The sequence below is a fragment of the Enterococcus sp. AZ197 genome, assembly GCF_050556405.1.
Taxonomy (GTDB): domain Bacteria; phylum Bacillota; class Bacilli; order Lactobacillales; family Enterococcaceae; genus Enterococcus; species Enterococcus faecalis.
The window spans coordinates 938058-961004 of record NZ_CP187873.1 but is presented as its reverse complement, the minus strand read 5'-3'; the positions used below and the strand labels follow the sequence as shown (position 1 = coordinate 961004).

Here is a 22947-nt window from a genome sequence, read left to right as displayed (position 1 = left end):
AATTCATTTTTTTGTATGTTATAATTCCTAACATTGAGAATACAATTAGAAATACATTTGGTTAATTTAATTTAAATAACATGTTTCTCACCGAATCCTCTGTTATCTTTTCTGCCAAATGATTGCAAAGGAGACTGCCTATGATTTCTTTAGAACATGTAAATAAGTATTTTGGGGAGCATCACGTTTTAAAAGATATTACTTTAAATGTAGAACAAGGAGAAAAAATTGTCATTATCGGACCCTCTGGCTCTGGCAAAAGTACATTAATTCGGTGTATGAACCAATTGGAAAAAGTCAATGATGGTTCCGTCGTAATTGATAACATTGACATCACCAAACCGAAAGCACCGATTCAAAAGGTTCGCCAGAAAGTTGCCATGGTCTTTCAAAATTTTAACTTATATGCTCACAAAACGATTATTGATAATTTAACGTTAGCACCGATTAAAGTGATGGGCGTTTCCAAAGACGAAGCGGTTCGTACTGGCATGGAGTATTTAGAACGAGTCGGTTTGGCTGATAAAGCTTCTGCTTATCCTTCGCAGCTTTCTGGCGGGCAGCAACAACGGGTCGCTATTGCTCGTGCCTTAAATATGCATCCTGAGATTATCCTTTTTGATGAACCGACTTCGGCACTTGATCCAGAAATGATTCAAGAAGTTTTAGATGTAATGGTCGATCTTTCCAAACAAAATATTACCATGGTTTGTGTCACACATGAGATGGGCTTTGCTCGTCAAGTGGCTGACCGTGTAATCTTCATGGACCAAGGACAGATTATTGAACAAGGAACGCCTGAACATTTCTTTACAAGCACTGAAAACCCTCGTGCAAAAGAATTTCTAAGTAAAATTATTCATAACGGGTAATGAATAAAAAACAAAAAATTGGAGGAATGAAGGAATGAAAAAACAAAATAAATGGCTGGCTGGACTCTCCTTACTTGTATTAGCAGGCATCATTGTGGGCTGTGGTAGCGGCAACAATGACTCAACTTCAAAAAGTGCTTCATCAAACAAAACGGTCACAGTAGAACAATTAAAAAAAGCAGGGAAAATTAAAGTAGGTGTCAAAGAAGACATTCCTAATTTTGGCTATATGAATCCTGATACAAACAAAAATGAAGGAATGGAACCAGATATTGCACGCTTGATTGCGAAAGAAATTACCGGCAGCGAAGAGAATGTGGAATTTGTGGGCGTGACAGCGAAAACGCGCGGTCCCCTTTTAGACAATGGTGAACTAGATATGGTAATTGCTACATTTACAATTACTGATGAACGTAAAAAGACTTATAATTTTACAACTCCTTATTATACAGATGAGATTGGTTTCCTTGTGCGCAAAGAGGATAACTTCTCCAGCATGAAAGATTTAGACGGAAAAACAATCGGCGTTGCACAATCTGCTACGACAAAAGAAAACTTAGAGAAAAAAGCGCAAGAGGAAGGAATCAAATTTACTTATCAAGAATTAGGTTCCTATCCAGAATTAAAAACAGCGTTAACTTCTAAACGAATTGATGCATTTTCAGTGGATAAATCAATCCTATCTGGCTATGTGGATGGCAAGACAGAAATTTTAAAAGATGGTTTTTCGCCACAAGAATATGGAATTACTACAAAGAAAGCAAATACTGAATTAAATGATTATCTAAATGGTTTAATTGAAAAATGGGAGAAAGACGGCACACTAGAAAAAATTTATCAAGACTGGGGCTTAAAAAATTAATCATTCCTAAGACTTGAAGAATCAAAAATTTTAGGAGGGATTTTTATGTTTTTGTTAGCCAATATTTCCTGGCTTGAAGAAGGGCCATTTGCCTTATATCGTTGGGAAGCTTTATTTCAAGATTGGCGAATTTTTGGTCAGGCATTTCTCTATACTATTCTGCTTTCTTTAGGAGCGATCTTAGTTGCCTTTGCTTTAGGCATTTTCTTTGGCAGTTTATCAGCGACCAAAAGTAAACTTTTACACGCAATTAGTCGTGTCTATGTAGAATTTTTTCAAAACACACCTTTGTTGATTCAATTTATCGTAGTCTATTATGGCTTTCCTCTGCTAAGCCCGCTGCTTTCATTTTCTATTACTACGATTGCCATTCTGTGTGTAGGCTTCTATCACGGCGCCTACATTTCTGAAGTGGTTCGCTCAGGAATCGGAGCTGTCCCAAGAGGGCAATTTGAAGCGGCTTACTCCCAAGGATTAACGTATGGTCAAACGATGCGGTATGTGATTTTACCACAAGCATGGCGGATTATGTTACCGCCTTTAACTAATCAAGTCGTGAATCTAATTAAAAATACGTCAACAGTTGCCATTATTTCTGGCGCTGACGTAATGTTTGCTGCCAATAGTTGGTCGTCTGTCAACTTGAACTACATTCCCGCCTTTGCGCTCGCTGGCTTCTTATATTTCATTCTTTGCTTCCCATTAGCGAATTTGGCTAGAAAAATGGAAGAAAAAAATAAGAAAGCATATAGTAGATAGGAGGAAAACAGATGCCTTTTTCAGAAGAAATGCGTCAATTACTGACAGCAAATAATTTTCAATTTCTATTTAACGGCTTAAAATTGACGCTCTATATTTCCTTCGTCTCAATTATTTTGAGTACGATTTTTGGCACCATTCTAGCCGTTTTGCGAAATCAAACCAATGGACCACTGAAGTTACTTGCCAGTATTTATGTAGAAGTAGTGCGTAATATTCCAAACTTATTGTGGATTTATGTTATTTTTTTGATTTTCAAAATCAAATCCACACCTGCTGGAATTGTGAGTTTTACTGTGTTTACTACCGCTGCTTTAGCGGAAATTATTCGTGGTGGTTTAAATGGGGTCGATAAAGGCCAAATTGAAGCGGCGCGTTCTCAAGGTTTTTCAAATTGGCAAATTCTTTATCATATTGTTTTGCCTCAAGCCATTCGCAATGTTTTACCAGCGATCGTTTCTCAGTTTGTTACTGTCATCAAGGATACAAGTTTCTTGTATTCCGTGATTGCTTTGCAAGAACTCTTTGGCAAATCTTATATCTTAATGGGGCGCTACGCACAAACAGGACAAGTATTCACTATTTACGGAATCGTCGCCCTAATTTATTTCATTATTAACTTTAGTATCTCACAATTTTCACGTTGGCTTTCACGAAATTGGGCGAAAAGTTATTAATGTAGTTAAAAATAGGAGGCTGAGACAAAAGTGTTTAGCTCCAAGAAATAAGAAGGAATTTCCGAAAATTGTTCTTTAATTTTTGGAGAATTTCGGCTTATTTCTTGGAGCTGCTTTTGTTCAGCTGATTATCTTAAGATTTAGAAAGTGGGGCATAAGTCATTTCGACTTATGCCCCACTTTCCTGTTTTTATTTTATCTTACTTCTACTTGATGTTTTTCAATTAGCGCTTTTTCAACTTTTTCCATTGAACGGTTAATTTCTTCATCCACTAATGTCGCTTCTGCATTAACGAAAGTTAAACTATACGCCATTGATTTTTTGCCAGCGCCTAGTTTTTCACCTTGATATACATCAAATAAATGAATCTCTTTCAAATATTTACCTGCGTTATCTGAAATAGTTTTAACTAGTTCTTGATTGGTAACTGTTTCATCGACTAATAAAGCAATGTCTCGAGAAACTGCTGGGAATTTAGAAACTGCTTCATAATTAACCCCGCCTGCTTCTATGGCTACTAATTGTTGCAAGTTTAATTCAGCAACATATGTTTCTGGAATATCGTACGCTTTCGCTGTCGTTGGGTGAACTTGTCCGACAAAACCAACCACTTCACCTTCTAAATAAATCCATGCTGTCCGGCCTGGATGCATTTCTGGAATCGCCGTTGTCGCTTGATAACTGATTTTTTCTGTTAATCCTAAAACAGCTACAATACTTTCCACTAAGCCTTTTACTGTATAAAAATCAACGGCTGTTGCTTTTGTTTGCCAATCTTTAACCATTGTATTACCAGTTAAAGCAAGTGCTAAGTGATTTTCTTCTGTAGGTAAATTTTTTGTTGGATCTTCTGTTTGGTAGAAAACGCGTCCTACTTCGTAGAAGGCGATATTATTATTTTTACGTGCCACATTGTATGCGACATCATCTAATAAACCAGAAATTAAGTTCATACGTAACACAGAACGCTCTTCACTCATTGGCCATTGCAAACGTGTTGTTTGACTTTCTTTCATCATAAATTGACGGGATTTTTCTTCTGTTGTCAATGCATAGCTGATGGCTTCACTCGTACCATGACCTTCCAGTAAGCTCTTTAATTGGCGCGTAACACGTTGTGCTTTGGTTAGACTTCCAGCAACTGTTTCTCCACTTGGCAATGTTGAAGGTAAATGATCATATCCATAAATGCGCGCCACTTCTTCAATAATATCTGCTTCAATCGCAATATCCCAACGTCTTGGTGGAATCGTAATTTCATATGCGCCTTGATTTACTTCATAAGCAAAACCGAGTGCTTCAAAAATTTCATTCACCGTTGCTTCATCTAATGAAGTACCTAAATATTGGTTGATTCGTTCTAAAGTCACAGCTACCTGCGCTTCTTTAACGTCCACTTCAGAACCAATTGCAGTGCCTGAGACCACTGTTCCGTTGGCTAACTCTGCAATCATCGCGGCTGCCACATCACAAGCTAGCCCAACTGTCGCTTGGTTGATGCCTTTTTCAAATCTACTTGAAGATTCACTCCGTAAATTGAATTGTTTAGACGTTTTGCGAATAGACAATGGATTGAACAATGCCGCTTCTAAAGCCACAGTTGTTGTTTCTTGACTGATTTCAGAATTAGCCCCACCCATTACACCGGCTAAGCCGACAGGCGTTTTTCCATTCGTAATGACGATATTTTCTTCTGTTAATTGACGTGTTTCACCATCTAATGTAATTAGTTCTTCTGCTGCTGTTGCTCGACGAACCAAGATTTCTTTGCTATCTAATTTTTGGTAGTCAAATGCATGCAATGGTTGACCAAATAATAATAAAATATAATTTGTCACGTCCACCACATTGTTAATCGGACGGATTCCTTCATTCATCAATCGATTTTGCAACCACTGAGGACTTTCTGCAATCGTCACATCTTTAATGACACGAATTTGATACGCTGGCGCATCTTGTGAATCTTCAACAGTCACTGTTACGTAATTTTCCACGTTATCTGAAGCATCTTCTTTGAGTTCGGGATCATTAAACTGAGGTGTTTGACGATAAATTGCGCCAACTTCATAGGCTACCCCTCTCATACTTAGTGCATCTGCACGGTTTGGTGTAATTGATAATTCAATAATCGCATCATCCATGTCTAAATAAGGGAAAACAGGTGTCCCATTCACTGCTTCTTGAGGTAAATAATAAATCCCTTCAGCGTAGGCTTTTGGTACGACATTATCTGAATACCCTAGCTCTTCTAACGAACAAATCATTCCGTTAGAGACTTCGCCACGCATTTTACCTTTTTTAATTTTTTGATTTCCTGCAATTCTTGAACCAGGTAATGCTACGATGACTTTAATTCCGGCTTTTACATTTGGTGCTCCACAAACAATTTGTGACAATTCTTCTTCACCGATGTCTACTTGGCAAATTGATAAGTGGTCAGAGTTTGGATGAGGAACACATTCTTTTACTTCACCGACAACAATTTTCTTTAATCCTTCTTCAGGTACAGCAACGCCCTCAACTTCGATACCTGTCACAGACATTTTGTCCGCTAATTCTTGCGGAGTAACGTTTGAAAGATTAACATATTCATTTAACCATTTATAAGAAACTAACATTTTTCAACTACTCCTTTACCTTGAATTGATTTAAGAAACGTAAATCATTTTGATAAAAATTACGGATATCATTTACACCGTAACGTAACATAGCAACGCGATCTGGTCCTAAGCCAAAGGCAAAGCCTGAGTACTCTGTTGGATCAATCCCTGACATTTGTAACACATCTGGATGAACCATCCCCGCACCTAAAATTTCAATCCAACCTGTATGTTTGCAGACGTTACAACCTGCGCCGCCACATTTAAAACAGCTAACATCTACTTCGACTGAAGGTTCTGTAAAAGGGAAATAGCTAGGACGTAAACGAATTTTACGATCTTCACCAAACATTTTTTTCATCATGACTTCTAACGTCCCTTTTAAATCACCCATTGTGACATTTTTATCGACAACAAGGCCTTCAATCTGATGGAATTGGTGACTATGTGTCGCATCATCTGTATCACGACGGAATACTTTCCCAGGAGAAATCATTCGTAATGCACCTTTTGAAAAATCGTGTTTTTCCATTGTTCGAGCTTGAACTGGTGAAGTATGCGTACGAATTAACATCTCATCTGAAATATAAAACGTATCTTGCATGTCGCGTGCCGGATGATCTTTTGGTAGATTCATGCGTTCGAAATTATAATGATCGGATTCTACTTCGTATCCTTCCACTACTTGATAACCCATGCCTAAGAAAATATCTTCAATCTCTTCCATAACTTGTGTCAAAATATGACGTGTGCCTTGAGGCATTTGTTTTCCAGGTAAAGTTACATCTAAACTTTCTTCTTTTAGTGCCGCATTTAACGCTTCGTTTTCTAAAACAACTTTGCGCGCTTCAATTGCTTCTGTTAATAAATCACGAATTTCATTTGCAAAGCCCCCCACCACTGGTCGTTCTTCTGGTGAAAGGTTTTTCATGTCTCTTAATACTTCGGTGATTGGTCCTTTTTTTCCTAATGTTTCTACGCGAATTTGGTTTAATTCTTTTAAAGTAGCAACTTGTGCGATTTCTTTGAGCGTATTGTCTCTAAGAGCTTCTAATTGCGCTTGTAATGTCATTATGCGTTCCCCTCTATCTTTTATTTAAACTAAAAAAAACGATAACCCATTCCTTTCAAAGGAACGAGCTATCGTGTTACCATCCTAATTCATAACAAATTGTTGTCATGCACTCATTTCATTTAACGGCAATTACCGGTTTGCTTTCTTCTTGAAAACAAACAAACTCAGGAAGTGAATTTCGCTTGGTGACTGTGTAAATCAGCTTCCAGTCTCTGGCTGACTCTCCCTAAAACACGTCAATTCAAACTACTTGTTTCCATCACTGTTTTTTTAGTTATTTAATTACGTTTAGTTTACAAGAAGTTTTGCTTGCGGTCAACTGCATTCTTCGTCTTTTACCCATTTTTCTGCCCAATGTTGAATTTGTTCCATTGCTAATTGCAAGTCTTCGCCTTTTTCGGTTAGGAAATATTCTAAGCGATTTCCTTCACCGCAACGAACAGCTTTGGTGATAATTCCTTCAGCTTCTAGTTCCTTCAATCGCTCTACTAAGACACGATCACTTAACATTGGAATTTTTTCTTTTAATTCGCCAAAACGTTGAGGACCTCGTTCTAATAAAACATCAATAATTAAACCATTCCATTTTTTACCAAGTATTGAAAATGATTTTTCAAATTTGGGACAAAGTACAAACGATTCTGTTTTTACTTTTTCCATCTTCCTCACCTCTTCAATGAGTATAGCACATTCCTTACAAAATGTAAGTGTTTCTGCTTCTAATTTTTTCTACTTTATAAAATCTACAACATTTCCTGTCTGCATGTCAATAATTACTCCTCCATTTAATAAAATTAAATAGACGTGCGACACCTCTTTATGCGTTGCCTCTTGTAGTGCTCTACGATAAAGATTCATCTGTCCGCGATACCGTTCGACAATTTCAGAAATCGCTTGGGGAGAGGTGCTTTTTACATGATCGGTTTTATAGTCATACAAAATGCATTGATTGTCTAATTCGATATAGCCATCAATAATCCCATGAATTAATAAATCATCTTGTGACGTTTCTGGATAATTTTGAATGAGCTCTTCTGCTTCAATCAGCATAGAAAAAGGTTGTTCCCTTCTAACGGTTTGATGGTGTTGAATCAATTGTTTTCCTAGGGCGGTGTCAAAGAAGGCCACGATTTGTTCCAGATTCATTTTTTCAGCAATTGCTGGTAAAATCAATTTATTTTCCACTAAGCGTTCTTGAACAGCTCGCACTTCCTCGTAAGAAGGTTGCTTACTTAAATCAATTAGTTGTAATAAATAATGGGTTGCTGTCCCAATTTCAGCTGCTGAGGGCGCTTGAACCGTATCTAAAAATTTAGGCTTACTTAAATCTCCTTCAATCATTCGATTGACAATCAACGGTTGCGCTTGAATAGTATTGTCTTCCCGAACCTCAATTTTACCAATTTCTTTGTTATCGGGGTCATCAAATACTCGCTTGATTTCAGAAACAGACTGATAACTGGTAGTCCGAGTAGCCACTTCAAACGGATAATTGAAACTTAACCGTGCAAGACCACGATTGATTTTGTCAGCAGATAATTGCGCTTTTTCGGCTAAATCCTCTGCTTGTCTTTCTGGCAATTGTAATTGCTGAATGGCTGCTCGTAGTTGTTCTTCGTTGAACCACTGAATATGAAAGTTAGCTGGGTGCTTTTTGACTTGCGGAACGTTACTTACTACTACTTCTTGCTGATATTCATCGGCTTTTTGATGGCGTACCAATGTCATCCCAACCCAATTCATTAAACTACTTTTACTTTGCAAGCGATTTTCAGCTGGTAGCACCAGTGTTTCTACATCGCCAACTTTCAGCCACTCTTTCCACATCGCCGCTTGGTCTTTATAGGAGCCCACCAGAAAAAGTTTCTGTTCTGCACGTGTCAACGCCACATATAACTTCCGCATTTCTTCAGATAGTAATTTTCTCAATCGTACTTGTTTAATCGCCAAAAATGGTAAAGTATCGTACATAACTCGTTCTTCAGGTTGTAAATAACGAATGCCTACCCCTAAATTTTCTTCAAAGATATAGCGTTCATTCAAATCACTGACATTAAATTCTTTGGTCATATCTAAAACGAATACCACCGGAAATTCTAACCCTTTACTAGCGTGAATCGTCATGACGCGTACGGCATTCTCTTCACTTAAAACGACTGGTTCCGCTAAATCTTTGTCTTTTTCTTGCATTTTTTCGATGAAGCGAACAAATTGAAATAATCCGCGGAAGGTTGTTTTTTCATACGCCGCGGCCCGATCGACCAACGCATATAAATTGGCTTGACGTTGTTTGCCAACAGGCAACCCGCCAACATAATCAAGATAGGCCGTTTCACGATAAATCGTCCACAGCAAGTTGCTAATCTGGTTGCGTCGAGCCTGTTCCCGCCATTTTTCTAATGATTCAGCAAAACGTATAGTTTTTTCCTGAACAACTGCTTCCTCCATGGTTGGTTCCATCTTTTGATTAAACGTTAAAAATGCTTCGTAGTAACTGGTTTCCTTATTAGCCAAACGAATAAGCACTAATTCGTTTTCTTTTAATCCAACAATTGGTGAACGTAACACAGCTGCCAAAGGAATGTCTTGATAGGGATTATCAATCAATTGAAGCAAGGCAATCATTGTACGAATTTCCGTTGCTTGGAAATAATTTTGAGCATCATTGACTTGAACTGGAATTTCTAATGATTTAAAAACATCTAAAATAGTTAAATTATTTTTCTTCGTAGGCGTTAATAAGACAATATCTTGATAAGTAATCGGTCGATCCGTTTTCAGCTTTTTATCATAAATTAAGAAATTTTGGTCAATTAATTCACGAATTTTCAAAGCAGTAACGTAAAGTTCCCCTTCTGTCTTATCTTCAATCAACAACTCAGGGGATTGTAATTCTGGAAATTCAACTGATTCTGTTGCTTTTTTTTCATAAATTAGCAATTCAGTTGAATAATCAGCCGCCTCCGAAAATTGATCAAAACCATGAACCAAAGCAGCTGACTCATCGTAAGCAATTTGGCCCACTCGCTCATCCATTAATTGACTAAATACTAAATTCGTAAAGTCTAAAACGTCTTTGCGAGAACGAAAATTTTCAGCTAGAATGATTCGTTTACCCTCTTTGCCTTGCCCATACTGATTGTATTTTTCAATAAACAATGTAGGATCTGCCAAGCGGAAAGAATAAATAGACTGTTTCACATCTCCTACCATAAAAAGGTTTCCTTCTGCGCTAAGCGGGCGGCGCAACCAATACAAAATAGATTCTTGTAATTGATTGATATCTTGGTATTCATCGACTAACACTTCATCAAATTTTTCGCGATAGTAAACCGAGGCTTCTGATGCATGCCAGCCATCTGCCTGATTTTTCGCTAAAATAGCTAACGTATAATGTTCTAAATCGTTAAAATCCACTAAATTTTTAAGCCGTTTTTCTGCGCCATAGGCCTCCATAAATTGTTTCCCCACGTGAGCCATTTCTTGAACAATGGGCGTGGCCTCTTTCAAGACTTGTTTCATGGCATCTGGAGAAAGTGTAAACAGTTGCTTTTTCAAATCATTTAACGCTTTTTTATTTTGTTCTCGTAACTGTTTGGCTTGTTCCGCGGTTGGTTTCAACTCTTCGGCACGAACCGTTGGGTAGCGGTCAAAGCTCAACAATTCAGTCAAATTATAGGCGCTCTCTAAATCATTTCTCTCTAAAAATTGTAAAAATTGTTTTGTTTGTTCCTTTTCATTTTGAGCTAAATACCAAATCTTTTGAAGTTTCTCTTCGCCCTCTGTTAAGGTCACCATTTCTTCGTAACGCTGAAGAGTTCGTTGTAACGTCTCAACGGCTAGCGGTTTTAAATACGTCTGAAATAACTTTGATTCGCCTAGCTGATCCCCTACTTCGTAGGCTTGTGTTAAGCCATTAATCCACGCCTCTGGATCAGGATTGGCTTTGGCAAATTCATAAAAAGAAAAAATTAAGTTAGTGAGTCCGTCATCACTACGGTCATTGGAAAAATTCGCTGTTAATTGGTAAAACGCTTCTTGATTTTCCGCATAAAATTGTTCACGTAATGCATCCCAAACATCTTCTTTTAATAACAATGTTTCTGTTTCATCTGTTAACATCCGAAAAACTGGATCTATGTCAATTAAATAATAAAAACGACGAATAACAGTTAAACAAAAGGCATGTAACGTGCTGATATTGGCTGTTGGCAAAAGAGCAATTTGACGAGAAAAATGCCGTCTTCTTTCTGGATCTTGTTCTTCATTCATTGCCTTTTGTAAAGCCACTTGGATACGTTCTTTCATCTCACGGGCGGCGGCTTCAGTGTACGTCACAATCAAGAGACGATCGATATCGACGCCGCTTTTGACTTTTTCAATGACACGGCGGACTAAAACGGTGGTTTTTCCTGAGCCAGCCGAAGCAGAAACTAAGATATTTTCATCGCCATCAAACACCGCTTGCCATTGACTGTCGGTGAATTGCTCATTGGCTGGACGTAGTGGAATTGTTTTACTCATCTTCGGTTGCTCCTTCCTCATCTTTGTTTAACAAGCGCGCCATAATTTCCTCTTTGGATAAATTCTCAATACGATGATAATTATTTTCTTTTAGCATCACATCAAAATCACAGACACTTCGAAACGGACAATAGCGACAAGCAATCCGTTCCTTGCCTTGATAAGCGGGATTAAGTTGAACTTCGCCGCCAATAATTTGATTCCCCGCTTCAATAAATTTATTTCGGTTATGGGAAAGCAACGCGCCTAGTTCTGGTTCTGTCACAAATTTATCTTCTTGGCGACGACCAGGTTTAATTTGTTCTTTGGCGGATTCTTCAATCGGAAACAGCAACGAACTTTGTTTAGCTTGCAGACTCGTATCTAAATGATCCAATAAATCTGGGTCTTTCATCAAAAGACCATCAAACTGATATTTTTTAAGCATTTGTTGTTCAATGTCGTCTTTGCCTTCATAAGATAACGTAGGATTGTGTACATGCAGATAAAGTGAGCCAGCAGGTTTAGCTTCTTGACCAACTAATTGCACAGCATCCATTAAAGCCACATCCAAGTACGTCAGCATTTGCATGGCTAAGCCGTAATACGCTTCTGTCATATTAAATTTACGGTGACTCGATTTATAATCAATCACACCTAAATAGGTTGATTCGGGGGTAACCAATTGATCAATCCGGTCGATTTTTCCCCGAACATGAATTTTCCCTTGATTTTTTAATGGTAATTCCAAACCAGAAATTCCTTTTTTAGCGGCAATTTGGCCAAATAACACTTCTGTTTGAACAGTCGTCATGCCACTTCGTTGGCTTTGACGTTTCAGCGCCCAACTGACTTTTTTAATTGTTTGACTCAATTGATAGCGAATATAGTTCATGCGACTAGAGGTCGTTAATACAGAAAAACGTGCATCCCCTAAAATACTATTTAGTACTTCCTCCGCCAATAAATTGACTTCCTGATCGGTTAATTCAGATAAGTTCCGTTGATTCATAATCAATAATTTAAAGAACTGATCCAATGCTTCATGGAAAAATTCCCCTGTAGCTGCTGGCGAAAGCCCAAAGACATCTCTTTCTTTCAAACGTAAGCCATAGCGAGAAAAGTATTGATATTGACAGCGATAAAAACTCTCCATCCGAGAAACGGACGTATAAATATCTTTACCATATAAAGGTTCTGCTAAGACCTCATCAATCTTTTCAGGAATATTTTGATGCGTTAAACTTTCGAAAACTTGCTTGGCTAGCGGCGCAATTGATTGGTTCATTAGCGCTTTTTCCATATTTAACCAGAAAGGCAACAATGCTTCTTGTGTTTCTTTCCGTTGTCTTTTCAAACGCGTTAATTCACCGATTAACGTCCGATACGTACTAATATGGGCTAAACTGGTCGTTTCATCATCGAAAATGGTTGTTTCATTTTTTTCAAAAACGGGCAAATTTAAATCTTTTTGGATATTTTTAAAATAAGGAGACGGTTTGACTTCTTGAGCGGTGTCTTTAACACTTGGATAGGTTAAATATAACCGTTCTCGCGCTGAAGAAAAGACGAGATACGCAACAAACGGTTCTTGCGCAATTTTGCGCCCAGTTGTCCCACGTAAATATTGGTTTTCCGTTAAAGTATCATTGATTGTCTGACGTTCTTCATCAGACAATAGTGTTTTATTTTCAATCTTTTGTGGAAAAATTTCTTCCGTCATCCCAATAGCAAAAGTAACCTTGGCAGCGCCAGGTCGAGTTAAATCCATTGCGCGAACTTGTACTTGGTCAATCGCTGTCGGCACTTTACTATAGTGCAAACCTTCCAAGCCACTAACAAATATTTCTTGAAACGTTGTAAAATCAAACGAACTTTCTCCGTAAACAGTGACGTATTCATCTAGTAACGACATCAATGCATCCCAAGTCTGTTCATGGTTACGAGCTGTTTCTAGTTGACCGGCTTCGATAGCTTGTAAGCGCCACATTTTTAATTGTGTTGCCACACCACTTTGCAGTAAAAAGTGATAGAAGACGGTCGCTGCTTCCAAACCAGTTTTGGCACTTATCATTGCTTGAAAGTAACTAGGTAACAGCCGTTGAAGCGATTGACGAATCGCATTTGACTCTTCTTCCATCGTAGCGACATCTTCTTGCTCTTCCGCTTCAAAATCATACCGAATAAATTCCCAATCTTTTTCTTGTGACCAATAATAACCTTCATAGCCGTATGCCAGGACTACATTTTCGGTAATATCAACTTTTCTGCGCCAAGCGTTCCGTTGGTTTAACCAATCAGTCAAGCTTTCTTCAGAAGTAGCGAGTTGATTCATTGGCATAAATAATTCCGTTCTCAAAAAACGGAGCACATCGCGATAACGATAATTGTACGAATGAATAGCAAATAAAGATTCAATCCATTCGACTAAAGGATGACGATCCATAGCCATATCTCGGTCGACATAAACAGGAATCTCGTGTTCCGCAAAAATCGGTTCTAATAAATTTTCATAACAATCTAAATCACGAGTCAACACCTGAATTTCTTTGTACCGATACCCTTCTTCCACTACTAAACGGCGAATTTCGGTTGCAACATGTGTTAATTCTTCTTTAACGTTTTCAGCACGCCACAGAAATAAGCCATCGCCCCTCCAGTCAGTTGTGCTTAATGGAGGCAGGTGTTCTTGCGATTGAATCCAATAATCGTTTAATCCTTGCAAGTCTGGATTTGTAATTAATACCTCTTTCTTTTCCACATAATCTGAAAGAATCGGGATTTGCTTCTGTCTTGCTAGTTGATAAAGCTGATGATAGGTTTGTCCCGCTTCATAAAATAACGACCGCGGATCAGGTAAGTCATGCGGATATTGTTTGTCCAATACGAGGGCTACTTTCACAGAACCTGCTTGCGCCATTAGCACTTCAATCAACTTTAATTCTCTGGCAGTAAACTGCTGATAGCCTGAAATAACGAATTGAACATTCGACAAATCAACCGTTTGTAAATACTCGCTTAAATGTTGAATAATCTCCGCTGATTCATAGCCATACTGACTCATTTGTAATTGGAATCGCGTAAAAATTAACGTTAAATCTTGAAACTTAAGTTGTAAATCTTGTCCTTTAGGGTTCTCCGTTTGTTTTTCTAAAAATGGATAAAGCTCCGCAATCTCAATATTGCCTTCGCGCATTTCTTGATAAAGCTGAAATAGTTGCTGAATAAAGCCGGGCTTGTTAATTTCACCTCTAAAAATTTGTAACTCTTCTTCTGCTTCTACTAAAATTTTGCGGAAAATCATCGCAGCGCCTGCATCAGATAAAACATCTGCCGAGTAAAAAGGTGTATGTTGTAAATAGTACCAAGCCAAACGATAAAAACTAAAAACCTGCAGACGGGTACTGGTTATTGAATCAGACGTAGTTGTCTGTAATTGACGTAACTTTTGCAAGACTTGAATTTCTTGCTCAAACTTAATATGGTTCGGGACTAAATAGAATACTTCATGCTGTGCGTCTTCCTCTAGCCATTGTTTTGTCGCCTGTATAAGTGGCGCTTCTAAGTCTGCCACGGCGGTTCCTCTAATAAACTGCACACTCATGGTTTCACATCCTTTTCCTTTGCACTGCCTTTATTTTACCACAAAAGAAGGACGGAAACATGTGTTTGTTTTTACACATTTCCGTCCTTCTCTTTTACTCATTGTCTCTTTTATTGTTTTGACACTTCTGGTATTGGACCAAACCGTGAGAATGGCCACATCACAAATTTCACTTCACCCAAAATATCTTTTTTATGAATAAAACCAATGACACGACCGTCTTTTGAATTCCGTCGATTATCACCTAAAACAAAGTAGCTATCTGCTGGTACTTTTTCTTTTAATGAAAAATCGCCTGTCAAAGGTTGACCATCTGTTAAGGCTTTTTTAAATTCATCTAAATAGGGTTCGTCAACTTCTTTTCCATTGATGTACAACGTATCATCCTTGTACGCAATTGTATCTCCAGGTAAACCAATCACACGTTTAATATAATTTTTATCTGGTTCATCTGGCGCTGGGAAAGTAATAATATCGAAACGATTAATTTCTGTGTTTTTTAACGTAATTACCCGTTCACCATCTGCTAACGTTGGATCCATTGAATGACCTCTCACTACGACAGGCGTAAATACAAATTGTCTCAGTAAAAACAGACCCAAAGCTAAACAGGCAAAAAAGACGACTGTTTTAATTAATTCTTTTGATTTCAAACTCATTCCTCCAAAAACCTTATTATCTTATGTCTCATATTCTACCACAAAGTAAATCAATCCTATAGTGCTTAACACCCAATTAATTTTTATGTACGCTTTTTTTACAAAATGGTCAGAAAAAAAACGTATTTCTTTCAAATTTGATTCTTACTTTTTTGATCCTGCTCATAAAAAAAGCATAATCAATTCTAAAAAGGGCTGAATTGATTATGCTTCTAGCGTTTTAGCGATCCATCACAACCACGTAACAAACTTCTAAAGGACCATGCAACCCGACAACCAGTTGCATTTCAATATCTCCTGAATTAGAAGGCCCTGAAATAAAGTGAATCGCTGAGCCGATTTTTTCACCTTTTTCTATTTTTTCTGTATAAAAAGCTGCTGGCTGAGTCGAACGTGGAACGAGTTTGCTAAACGGTATAATTGAAATGTAATGCTTCGGTAAAAAGTGTAAAGCTCTGCCTTGCCCCGCATTGGACTCCACCACAATCGTTCCTGATTCAGCTAGTAAAAACTCAGCAAAGGCAATCGCGATATTTGCCTGAGCAGCTGTTTGAATATTCGCTTCTCGTTGCTCACTTCCAGGTTGCCATTGCTTAACAGAAACAGCCTCTAATGACTTAGCTAAATCAGCTAATCCATAGGCTTCAAAACGTGCATCTGTTGGCAATAAAAGATTGCCCCCACCAAACTCAGCAACAATTTGCTGAATCGTCGTCAGTAAATTTTCTTGTGTGGTTTCCACTAAGTTCGTGTGAATCGTTTCCACACGTTCTTTCACAATCGTTAATAGCTCTGCTGGTGTTTTATCTGCCAACTGTTCTTCTGGTAAATGATTAACTGGCTCAAATGGATGGGCCGAAACAGGCTGTTTTTCTACGCCTAATTTTTCTCGTAGATTTTGTAAAAAAGGTTCTCGATTTTGAATCGCTTCATTAGTCATTTTTTTCACCTTCTTGATGTTTTTTGAACCAACTTCTGAAGTTTTCTGAAGATTTTGGTGGTCTTGGCAAATCACGAACATCGGTCCAACCTTTTACTAACCCTGGTCCTTTATCAAGGTAGCCCCCATTATTGTACATGTTTTCAACAGTAATGTCTTTTTGTTTACTTAAAATGCCCGCTGCAGCATGATCGACTTTCATGGCTGCTTTAAACATTGCTGGTGAACCAGTGGCTTTACCTACCATACGCATTTGGAAATCTTCAAATCCATGTTTCATTTTCAGATCATCGGTCATCACTTTACGATGTTCAATTAATAATTCGTGCAATGGAATTTTCACAGGACACGTTTCCGTACATGCCCCACAAAGACTAGACGCATAAGGCAATTCCCCAAACTGTTTATATCCACCTAAAATTGGAGAAAGCACAGCACCAATTGGTCCTGGATAAATAGAGCCATAACCGTGCCCTCCAATATGGCGATAGACCGGACAAACATTCAGACAAGACCCACAACGAATACACTGTAAGACTGGCTGAAAGGCTGTTCCTAACGCTTTTGAACGTCCGTTATCCAAAATGACCACGTGAAATTCTTCTGGACCATCGGATTCATCCGCATTTTTTTGCCCGGCAAACGTCACATACGTTGTTAAATTTTGACCAACAGCACTTCTGGCTAAAAGGTTATCTAAAACCTCTGCTTCACGCATTGTTGGTACGATTCTTTCCATCCCCATTAACACGATTTGTGTCTTAGGAATACTGATGGTCAAATCAGCATTTCCTTCATTTGTATTTAAGTTAATTAAGCCGCTATCCGCAATAGCGAAATTACAACCTGTAATGCCAATCTCCGCTTCCAAAAAGAATTTGCGCATCACTTCTCGTGCACAGCGTGCCAAATTTACCGGGTCATTATCCCCTTGATACCCTAATTTTTTCGCAAAAACCTGACGAATCTGTTCGCGATTTTTATGAATACTTGGGAAAACAATATGTGACGGCTCATCCCAGTCATCCATTTGTAAAATGAATTCCGCCAAGTCTGTTTCCATTACACTGACATCGTCTAATCCCAATAACATTGGATCAATATCGACTTCGGTCGTCACCATTGATTTAGATTTCACAATTTTTTTCGCCTTTTTTTCTAGAACCACTTGTTTCACATATTCATTGGCCTCTTCGGCGGTTTGAGCAAAAAAGACTTTGCCACCTCGTTTGGCGACGTTATCACTGAACTCTTCTAAATAGTCAGGCAGATATTGAATTGTATGTTGGCGAATTTGTTCTCCCAGTTCACGCCATTGTGGCCAATTGCCTAAAGCTTCCCGCGCACCTTCTCGTTTCTCCCATTGGGCATCTTGTGCTTTGGCGACAGCCTTTTGCATAAACACATCTTTTTTACTTTCTTCAATTCGTTCACTTAACGGCTTATTGCTCGTTGATAATCCCACAGTTCTTCCCCCTTACCCTACCGATATGATTTGCGGTTGATCCATGCGTGCTTCATCCACTTCGTGATTAAGGACTTCTGCAATATGCATAATCTTAATCTTTTTCCCATCACGATTGAATTTACCCCCGATATTCATCAGGCAACCCATATCCGCACTAATTAAAATTTCTGCGCCTGTATCAATCACATCGTTCATTTTTTCCGTCACCATTTGTTCAGAAATAGCTGGCATTTTCACTGAAAACGTTCCGCCAAATCCGCAACAATTTTCAAGATGTCCTAAAGGAATCATTTCTAATCCTTTCACATGATCCAACAAAACAAAGGGCGATTCTCGTTCATTTAAAATTCTCGTCATATGACAAGAACGATGATAAGTGGCTTTCCCATATAGCGTTGCGCCAACATCTTTGACCCCTAAGACACGATAAAGAAACTGACTAAACTCATAAGTTCGCTCAGCTAAACGTTGTGCTTTTGGTCCATAAATAGGATCATCTGCTAAAAATTTGTGGTATTCTTTCATCATGCCGACACAAGACCCCGCAGGTCCCACCACATAATCGGCACCGTCAAAACTATCAATTTGATTCTTAAGCGTTGTCGTGCTCTCTGTCACATAGCCACTATTGTACGTTGGCTGACCACAACACGTTTGGCTTGTTGGTAAAACCGTTTCACAGCCATAACGTTCCAAAACCTCTACCATTGCTTGCCCTACATTTGGAAAAAGTAGATCCACCACGCATGTCGAAAATATACTCACTTTCACGCAAAATAACCTCCTCGTTTTCTACGAAAAGGCTCCATGAAATTAATTGGGCGGCTGTCATTAAAAGTCACTTGGCTGTCGTCTCTAACTACTTCACAGTGCCTTTTCAACAAATACGTTATTTGTAACAAAAATCGTTTTTTAAAATGATTCTTATACAATAATTATTTTACCAGTATCTGGTTTTAACAGCAAACGATTCCAGAAATTTTGTGCATTTTCACACAAAAAAGGAGGCTTTTTTATAAAAGTTTCTTTTAACCCCTTTGAAATTCGTTTTTTCTGAAGAAAAGAGTGACGAAATTTTGAAATTTTGGTAAACTAAGAAAAAACGAGAAACGAGGTCCATGCATGTTCATTTCATTTAACATGTTTATTCTATTAATTGTTGCAACGATCCTAATGATTTTTCTGATTATCTATTTGACAGTCACTGGAAATGATAAAAATAATAAAAAGAAACAAAAGAAAGAAACAAAAAGAACTACGCCAACTTTAAACAAAAAAACAACTGTCCCCCCTTCTCAGAAGCCAAATGTTGTGACTGATGTTGCCAAAAAGAGCGAGCCGGAAAAGCAAGCCGTACAACGAACACAACAACCAACCACTAGAGAGGACGAGACTTCTCAATTTACACGAAGCCAACGTCATAAATGAAAATGGGCGTGGGATAAAAATCACTTTGGATTTTTACTTCACGCTCAAAAACTGATAAACGGCGGGAACAGAAGCAACACTACGCGTTGCTTCGTTCTCAACAACTTCTAAGAGCTAAACCTCTAAGAGTTGAAGGTCCTTCGGAAATAAGCCGAAATTGTTGAAAATCACGAAGAACGTAGTGATTCGATGATGAACAATACCTACTTGGTCTCCAAAAATTATAGAACAATTTTCAGAAATCCCTTCTTATTGCTGAGAAACACTATTTGCAAAGCAAATAGATGTTAAACAGTACCTACTTGGTTCTAGGAGTTAAACACTTCTGTCCCGACCTCATTTTCTAATTCTTAAGATAATCAGCTGAACAAAAAATCCGCTAGTTGTTTCACTTTTTCTTTTAATTAATGATAGTTTATTCTTCTTTTCAGGTGTATACTAAATGATTGAAAAGAGACTTTAACTAATTAGGAAGAGGTGATTTTTTGTCTGCAAAGCGGTTTATTCAATTATTCATTTGTTATGCTATTTCAATGATTGTCGCAATACTTTTAACGGACTTATTTAATTTCTCGAGTCCTATAGCTTATTTAGTAGTGGCTAGTATCATCGGCTATGTAGTCATTACTGTTCCATTAACAATTATGACTCTATTAAAAAATAAAAATTAATAAAAAAATTGAGCGATTTTAATCACTTAAATTGCTCGATTTTTTTATTTTCATAATATTTTTCACTTATTTTTTCATTTTCATTGACAGAATAGTTGTAATTGTCAGAAAATTGTATATAATAAAGAAAGTTATTTTCATATTATTTTTTTTCAATTAAAGGAGAATCCTATGAGTGAAACACAACAAACAACCTTAAAAAAACAATTAAGCTCGCGCCACATTACGATGTTAGCCTTAGGGGGAGCGATTGGCGCAGGTCTTTTTAAAGGAAGTGGCGAAGCAATTGGTATTGCTGGTCCTTCTGTTTTAATCGCCTTTCTAATTGGCGGTGCTGTTCTCTTCATCGTCATGAGTGGTTTAGGAAAACTTGTTTTAGATGGCGGAGACACACATCATGGTTTGTCTGGCTTGGTTCGACCATTTTTAGGTGCACATTCTGCTGATTTTATTGATTGGGTTTATTATTCCATGTGGACAATTAATATTATCGCAGAAGCGGTTGCCGCAGCTTCCTTTTTACAACTTTGGTTTCCTAATATTCCTGCTTGGTTTTTTGTTTTTATTTTAGCTATTTTAACGACGCTCATTAATCTTTACTCGGTTCGTTTATTTGCAGAAACAGAATATTGGTTGGCGTTTGCTAAAATTAGTGTCATCATTTTGTTAATTATTTTTGGTGTTTATCTGGTGGGACAACAAATGCTAGGCAGTGGTGTCTTCCCTACTTTACAAAGTATCACCGATCATGGTGGCTTCGCCCCACATGGCATGAAAGGTATAGTTAATTCTTTATTAGTAGTTATTTATTCTTATGGCGGTTCAGAATTAATCGCGATTACTGTCAGTGAAGCAGATGATCCTAAAAAAGCCATTCCTAAAGCGATTCGTGGTGTGATGGGACGGATTATTTCCTTCTATATCATTCCATTATTCTTACTTTTGATTATTTTCCCTTGGAATACATTAGCAGGCACAACGGTGAGTCCATTTGTTATGGTTTTTGAAAAAATGAATATTCCTTTTGCTGCTGACATCGTAAATTTTGTGATTATTTTAGCCTTGTTTTCTTCTATTAATTCTGGGGTATACGCCTCTTCTCGCCTTTTATATTTTCGCTTAAAAGATAAAAAAGGACCCATGAGTAAACTAGCGGTTTTAAACAAGCACCAAGTACCTCAACGTTCAGTTTTCTTCTGCGCCAGTGTTTTATATCTGGGCGTTATTCTTTCTTATTTTGTTGGCGATGAATTATTTGGTTACTTAGCCGGTTCTCTCTCTTACACTGTCTTGCTAATTTGGATTTTAATTAGCGCTGCGGCGTTTGTTCTGTCTTTAAAACGAGGGTCTCTCTTTGAAAAAAGTATTAATCTCCTTGCTTTAATCATTTTAGGTCTCATCTTTATTGGCATCTTATTTACAAATTCGTTAGGCGTCACTCTTTTAACAGGCCTATTGTACTTTGTTATTTTCTTTAGTTATCGTAAGAAAAATGATTCCTTTCTACTCTCTGATGAAAGCTAAATAGACCAAAAAAACGAACAGTTTTGTAAGATAACTGTTCGTTTTTTCGATGTTCCATCTCCTTCTTCTTTTGCTATGCTATTTTTGTAAATTGTTAGGAGGAGAAAAAATGAAAAAAATCGGCGCTATTTTATTTATTGGCTTATTTATTGTTGGTGGTTATACAGGCTATCGTTATTATGCAGATACATATAAGGGTGAAAAAGCCTATGCACAAGTTCCTCTAGAAATTCCTGAACGAAAACAAACAGTAGATGACAATCAAAAAAGCATAGATGGCCAATATTCTTTACACTATCGACTAACTTTTGTTAAAAGTAATGGAAAAACACAAGTCATGGATTACGAACGGACAGACAAAAATCCTCAACCTTTGGAACCAAATGCTTACATAGAAGCAACCATTAGTAAAAAAAGAATCATCCAATCTCCTGTCAAAATTGATAAAAAAGAGATTCCAGAAAAAGCTTTCGCACAATTAAATAACCGAAAAACAACCAGCGATAATTAGTCATCGCTGGTTGTTTTTTTACATGGAATCGTAATTAATTCATAAATAATGGTACGCTGATTTTGCTTAATTTCATGAGAACCAAAAATTTCTTGTATGCGTTGTTCTAAAATTGGAACTGACCATTGTTCTTCAAAATAGTTGCGGAAAAAGTCTTTTGAAATAGCTTCTGATGCTTCAAAGAAAAATTTTTTTGTGAAAAAAGGTCGCTGTTCTTTTTTTAGAAATGCTTTGTATTTTGCCATCCATTTTAACTGCGGGTTGCTCTCTTGCTCAAAAGGAGAAAACAACGAATCTTGCTCTTCCACTAGCCGAAATATAAGACACCATTCTTCACTTAATTGGCACAATGCATTAACTTTTTCCGGCGTATCCAAAGCAGGGTTCATCGCTGAAAAAACGACTTGAAATTTTTTCCCAGTCTCAATCAGTCTTTCTTGGCTTTGGTGAAGAAAAACAACGTTGCTTTGTGCTTTTGCTTCCGCAATCTCCAACATTCTCTGAGAAATATCGGCTAGCGTATACTCCGTGACTTGCTCTTGAAAAAAAGGTAAATATCGTCCCGTCCCACCTGCGATATCCAGAAATGTCTGACACGGAAAAAGATCTTCTTGGACCAAGAAATCACGTAATTCTCGGGCAATTGGAAATGGCGATTCTTGTTGAATTTCTTCATATTCTTCTGCAAATTCATCCCAAAATTCCGCTAATTCTTGCTCATTATTATTCATCAACAGTTGCCCCTTTCTCTCAATTCTTATAAAAAGTGTAGCAAAAGAAGCGCCAAAGAGCT

At 37.7% G+C, this 22947-nt stretch carries 18 protein-coding genes and 1 other annotated feature; of the genes, 8 read left to right on the top strand and 10 right to left on the bottom strand.

Translation table 11 applies throughout. From position 1 onward, the window contains the following. Nucleotides 1–140: 140 nt before the first annotated feature. The 4 genes from IGK82_RS04740 to IGK82_RS04725 are packed head-to-tail and all read left to right on the top strand — an operon-like array spanning nucleotide 141 to nucleotide 3170. Complete coding sequence (locus IGK82_RS04740; RefSeq protein ID WP_002360585.1) at nucleotides 141–872, top strand: amino acid ABC transporter ATP-binding protein; 732 nt, start codon at nucleotides 141–143, stop codon at nucleotides 870–872. 34 nt (nucleotides 873–906) lie between these two features. Then, on the top strand, nucleotides 907–1734 hold the full coding sequence (locus tag IGK82_RS04735) for a transporter substrate-binding domain-containing protein (RefSeq protein ID WP_002360586.1): 828 nt from the start codon (nucleotides 907–909) through the stop codon (nucleotides 1732–1734). Between the two features lie 45 nt (nucleotides 1735–1779). Then, nucleotides 1780–2493: an amino acid ABC transporter permease gene (locus tag IGK82_RS04730; RefSeq protein WP_002366455.1), complete on the top strand. Its 714-nt coding sequence runs from the start codon at nucleotides 1780–1782 to the stop codon at nucleotides 2491–2493. A gap of 11 nt (nucleotides 2494–2504) precedes the next feature. After that, nucleotides 2505–3170 (top strand): amino acid ABC transporter permease, encoded by a 666-nt coding sequence (locus IGK82_RS04725; RefSeq protein ID WP_002384721.1) that lies wholly within the window; start codon nucleotides 2505–2507, stop codon nucleotides 3168–3170. A gap of 195 nt (nucleotides 3171–3365) precedes the next feature. Here the strand turns inward: IGK82_RS04725 and pheT are convergent, their stop codons facing one another. The 9 genes from pheT to IGK82_RS04680 all read right to left on the bottom strand — a co-directional run bounded on the left by pheT (nucleotide 3366) and on the right by IGK82_RS04680 (nucleotide 18791). Next, a complete protein-coding gene (pheT, locus tag IGK82_RS04720) occupies nucleotides 3366–5789 on the bottom strand; it encodes a phenylalanine--tRNA ligase subunit beta (protein WP_430605157.1) in 2424 nt (807 codons plus the stop codon). Between the two features lie 7 nt (nucleotides 5790–5796). Then, a complete protein-coding gene (gene pheS, locus IGK82_RS04715; RefSeq protein WP_002360588.1) occupies nucleotides 5797–6843 on the bottom strand; it encodes a phenylalanine--tRNA ligase subunit alpha in 1047 nt (348 codons plus the stop codon). Between the two features lie 56 nt (nucleotides 6844–6899). Next, nucleotides 6900–7118: a binding site (T-box leader), on the bottom strand. Nucleotides 7119–7161: 43 nt separating this feature from the next. Next, nucleotides 7162–7506 carry a winged helix-turn-helix transcriptional regulator gene (locus IGK82_RS04710; protein ID WP_002358035.1) on the bottom strand — a complete coding sequence of 115 codons (345 nt, stop codon included), beginning with the start codon at nucleotides 7504–7506 and terminating at the stop codon, nucleotides 7162–7164. Between the two features lie 69 nt (nucleotides 7507–7575). After that, nucleotides 7576–11370, bottom strand: a complete 3795-nt coding sequence (addA, locus tag IGK82_RS04705) for a helicase-exonuclease AddAB subunit AddA (protein WP_010709330.1) — start codon at nucleotides 11368–11370, stop codon at nucleotides 7576–7578. Beyond that, nucleotides 11363–14953 (bottom strand): PD-(D/E)XK nuclease family protein, encoded by a 3591-nt coding sequence (locus IGK82_RS04700; RefSeq protein ID WP_010709329.1) that lies wholly within the window; start codon nucleotides 14951–14953, stop codon nucleotides 11363–11365. The genes addA and IGK82_RS04700 overlap by 8 nt, the downstream gene beginning before the upstream one ends. 110 nt (nucleotides 14954–15063) lie before the next feature. Then, on the bottom strand, nucleotides 15064–15612 hold the full coding sequence (gene lepB / locus IGK82_RS04695) for a signal peptidase I (RefSeq protein WP_002358039.1): 549 nt from the start codon (nucleotides 15610–15612) through the stop codon (nucleotides 15064–15066). Nucleotides 15613–15832: 220 nt separating this feature from the next. Next, the gene (locus IGK82_RS04690; RefSeq protein ID WP_002361597.1) at nucleotides 15833–16552 is read right to left on the bottom strand and encodes a LutC/YkgG family protein; all 720 of its coding nucleotides are present in this window, start codon (nucleotides 16550–16552) and stop codon (nucleotides 15833–15835) included. Beyond that, on the bottom strand, nucleotides 16545–18017 hold the full coding sequence (locus IGK82_RS04685) for a LutB/LldF family L-lactate oxidation iron-sulfur protein (protein WP_010709328.1): 1473 nt from the start codon (nucleotides 18015–18017) through the stop codon (nucleotides 16545–16547). The genes IGK82_RS04690 and IGK82_RS04685 overlap by 8 nt, the downstream gene beginning before the upstream one ends. Nucleotides 18018–18029: 12 nt before the next feature. Next, nucleotides 18030–18791, bottom strand: a complete 762-nt coding sequence (locus IGK82_RS04680) for a (Fe-S)-binding protein (protein ID WP_002360596.1) — start codon at nucleotides 18789–18791, stop codon at nucleotides 18030–18032. A 369-nt stretch (nucleotides 18792–19160) separates the two neighbouring features. On the opposite strand from IGK82_RS04680, the gene IGK82_RS04675 reads away from it, so the two are divergent. The 4 genes from IGK82_RS04675 to IGK82_RS04660 all read left to right on the top strand — a co-directional run bounded on the left by IGK82_RS04675 (nucleotide 19161) and on the right by IGK82_RS04660 (nucleotide 22154). Further along, entirely contained in the window at nucleotides 19161–19448 is a 288-nt protein-coding gene (locus IGK82_RS04675) for a hypothetical protein (RefSeq protein ID WP_002386008.1), read from the top strand. 485 nt (nucleotides 19449–19933) lie between these two features. Next, on the top strand, nucleotides 19934–20119 hold the full coding sequence (locus tag IGK82_RS04670; protein WP_002358046.1) for a hypothetical protein: 186 nt from the start codon (nucleotides 19934–19936) through the stop codon (nucleotides 20117–20119). Between the two features lie 171 nt (nucleotides 20120–20290). Next, complete coding sequence (locus IGK82_RS04665; RefSeq protein WP_002382100.1) at nucleotides 20291–21643, top strand: amino acid permease; 1353 nt, start codon at nucleotides 20291–20293, stop codon at nucleotides 21641–21643. Between the two features lie 109 nt (nucleotides 21644–21752). Next, complete coding sequence (locus IGK82_RS04660; protein ID WP_002358048.1) at nucleotides 21753–22154, top strand: YxeA family protein; 402 nt, start codon at nucleotides 21753–21755, stop codon at nucleotides 22152–22154. Here IGK82_RS04660 and IGK82_RS04655 read toward each other — a convergent pair. After that, nucleotides 22151–22885, bottom strand: a complete 735-nt coding sequence (locus IGK82_RS04655; RefSeq protein ID WP_010709327.1) for a class I SAM-dependent methyltransferase — start codon at nucleotides 22883–22885, stop codon at nucleotides 22151–22153. The two genes, IGK82_RS04660 and IGK82_RS04655, sit on opposite strands and share 4 nt — an antisense overlap. Between the last annotated feature and the right edge of the window lie 62 nt (nucleotides 22886–22947).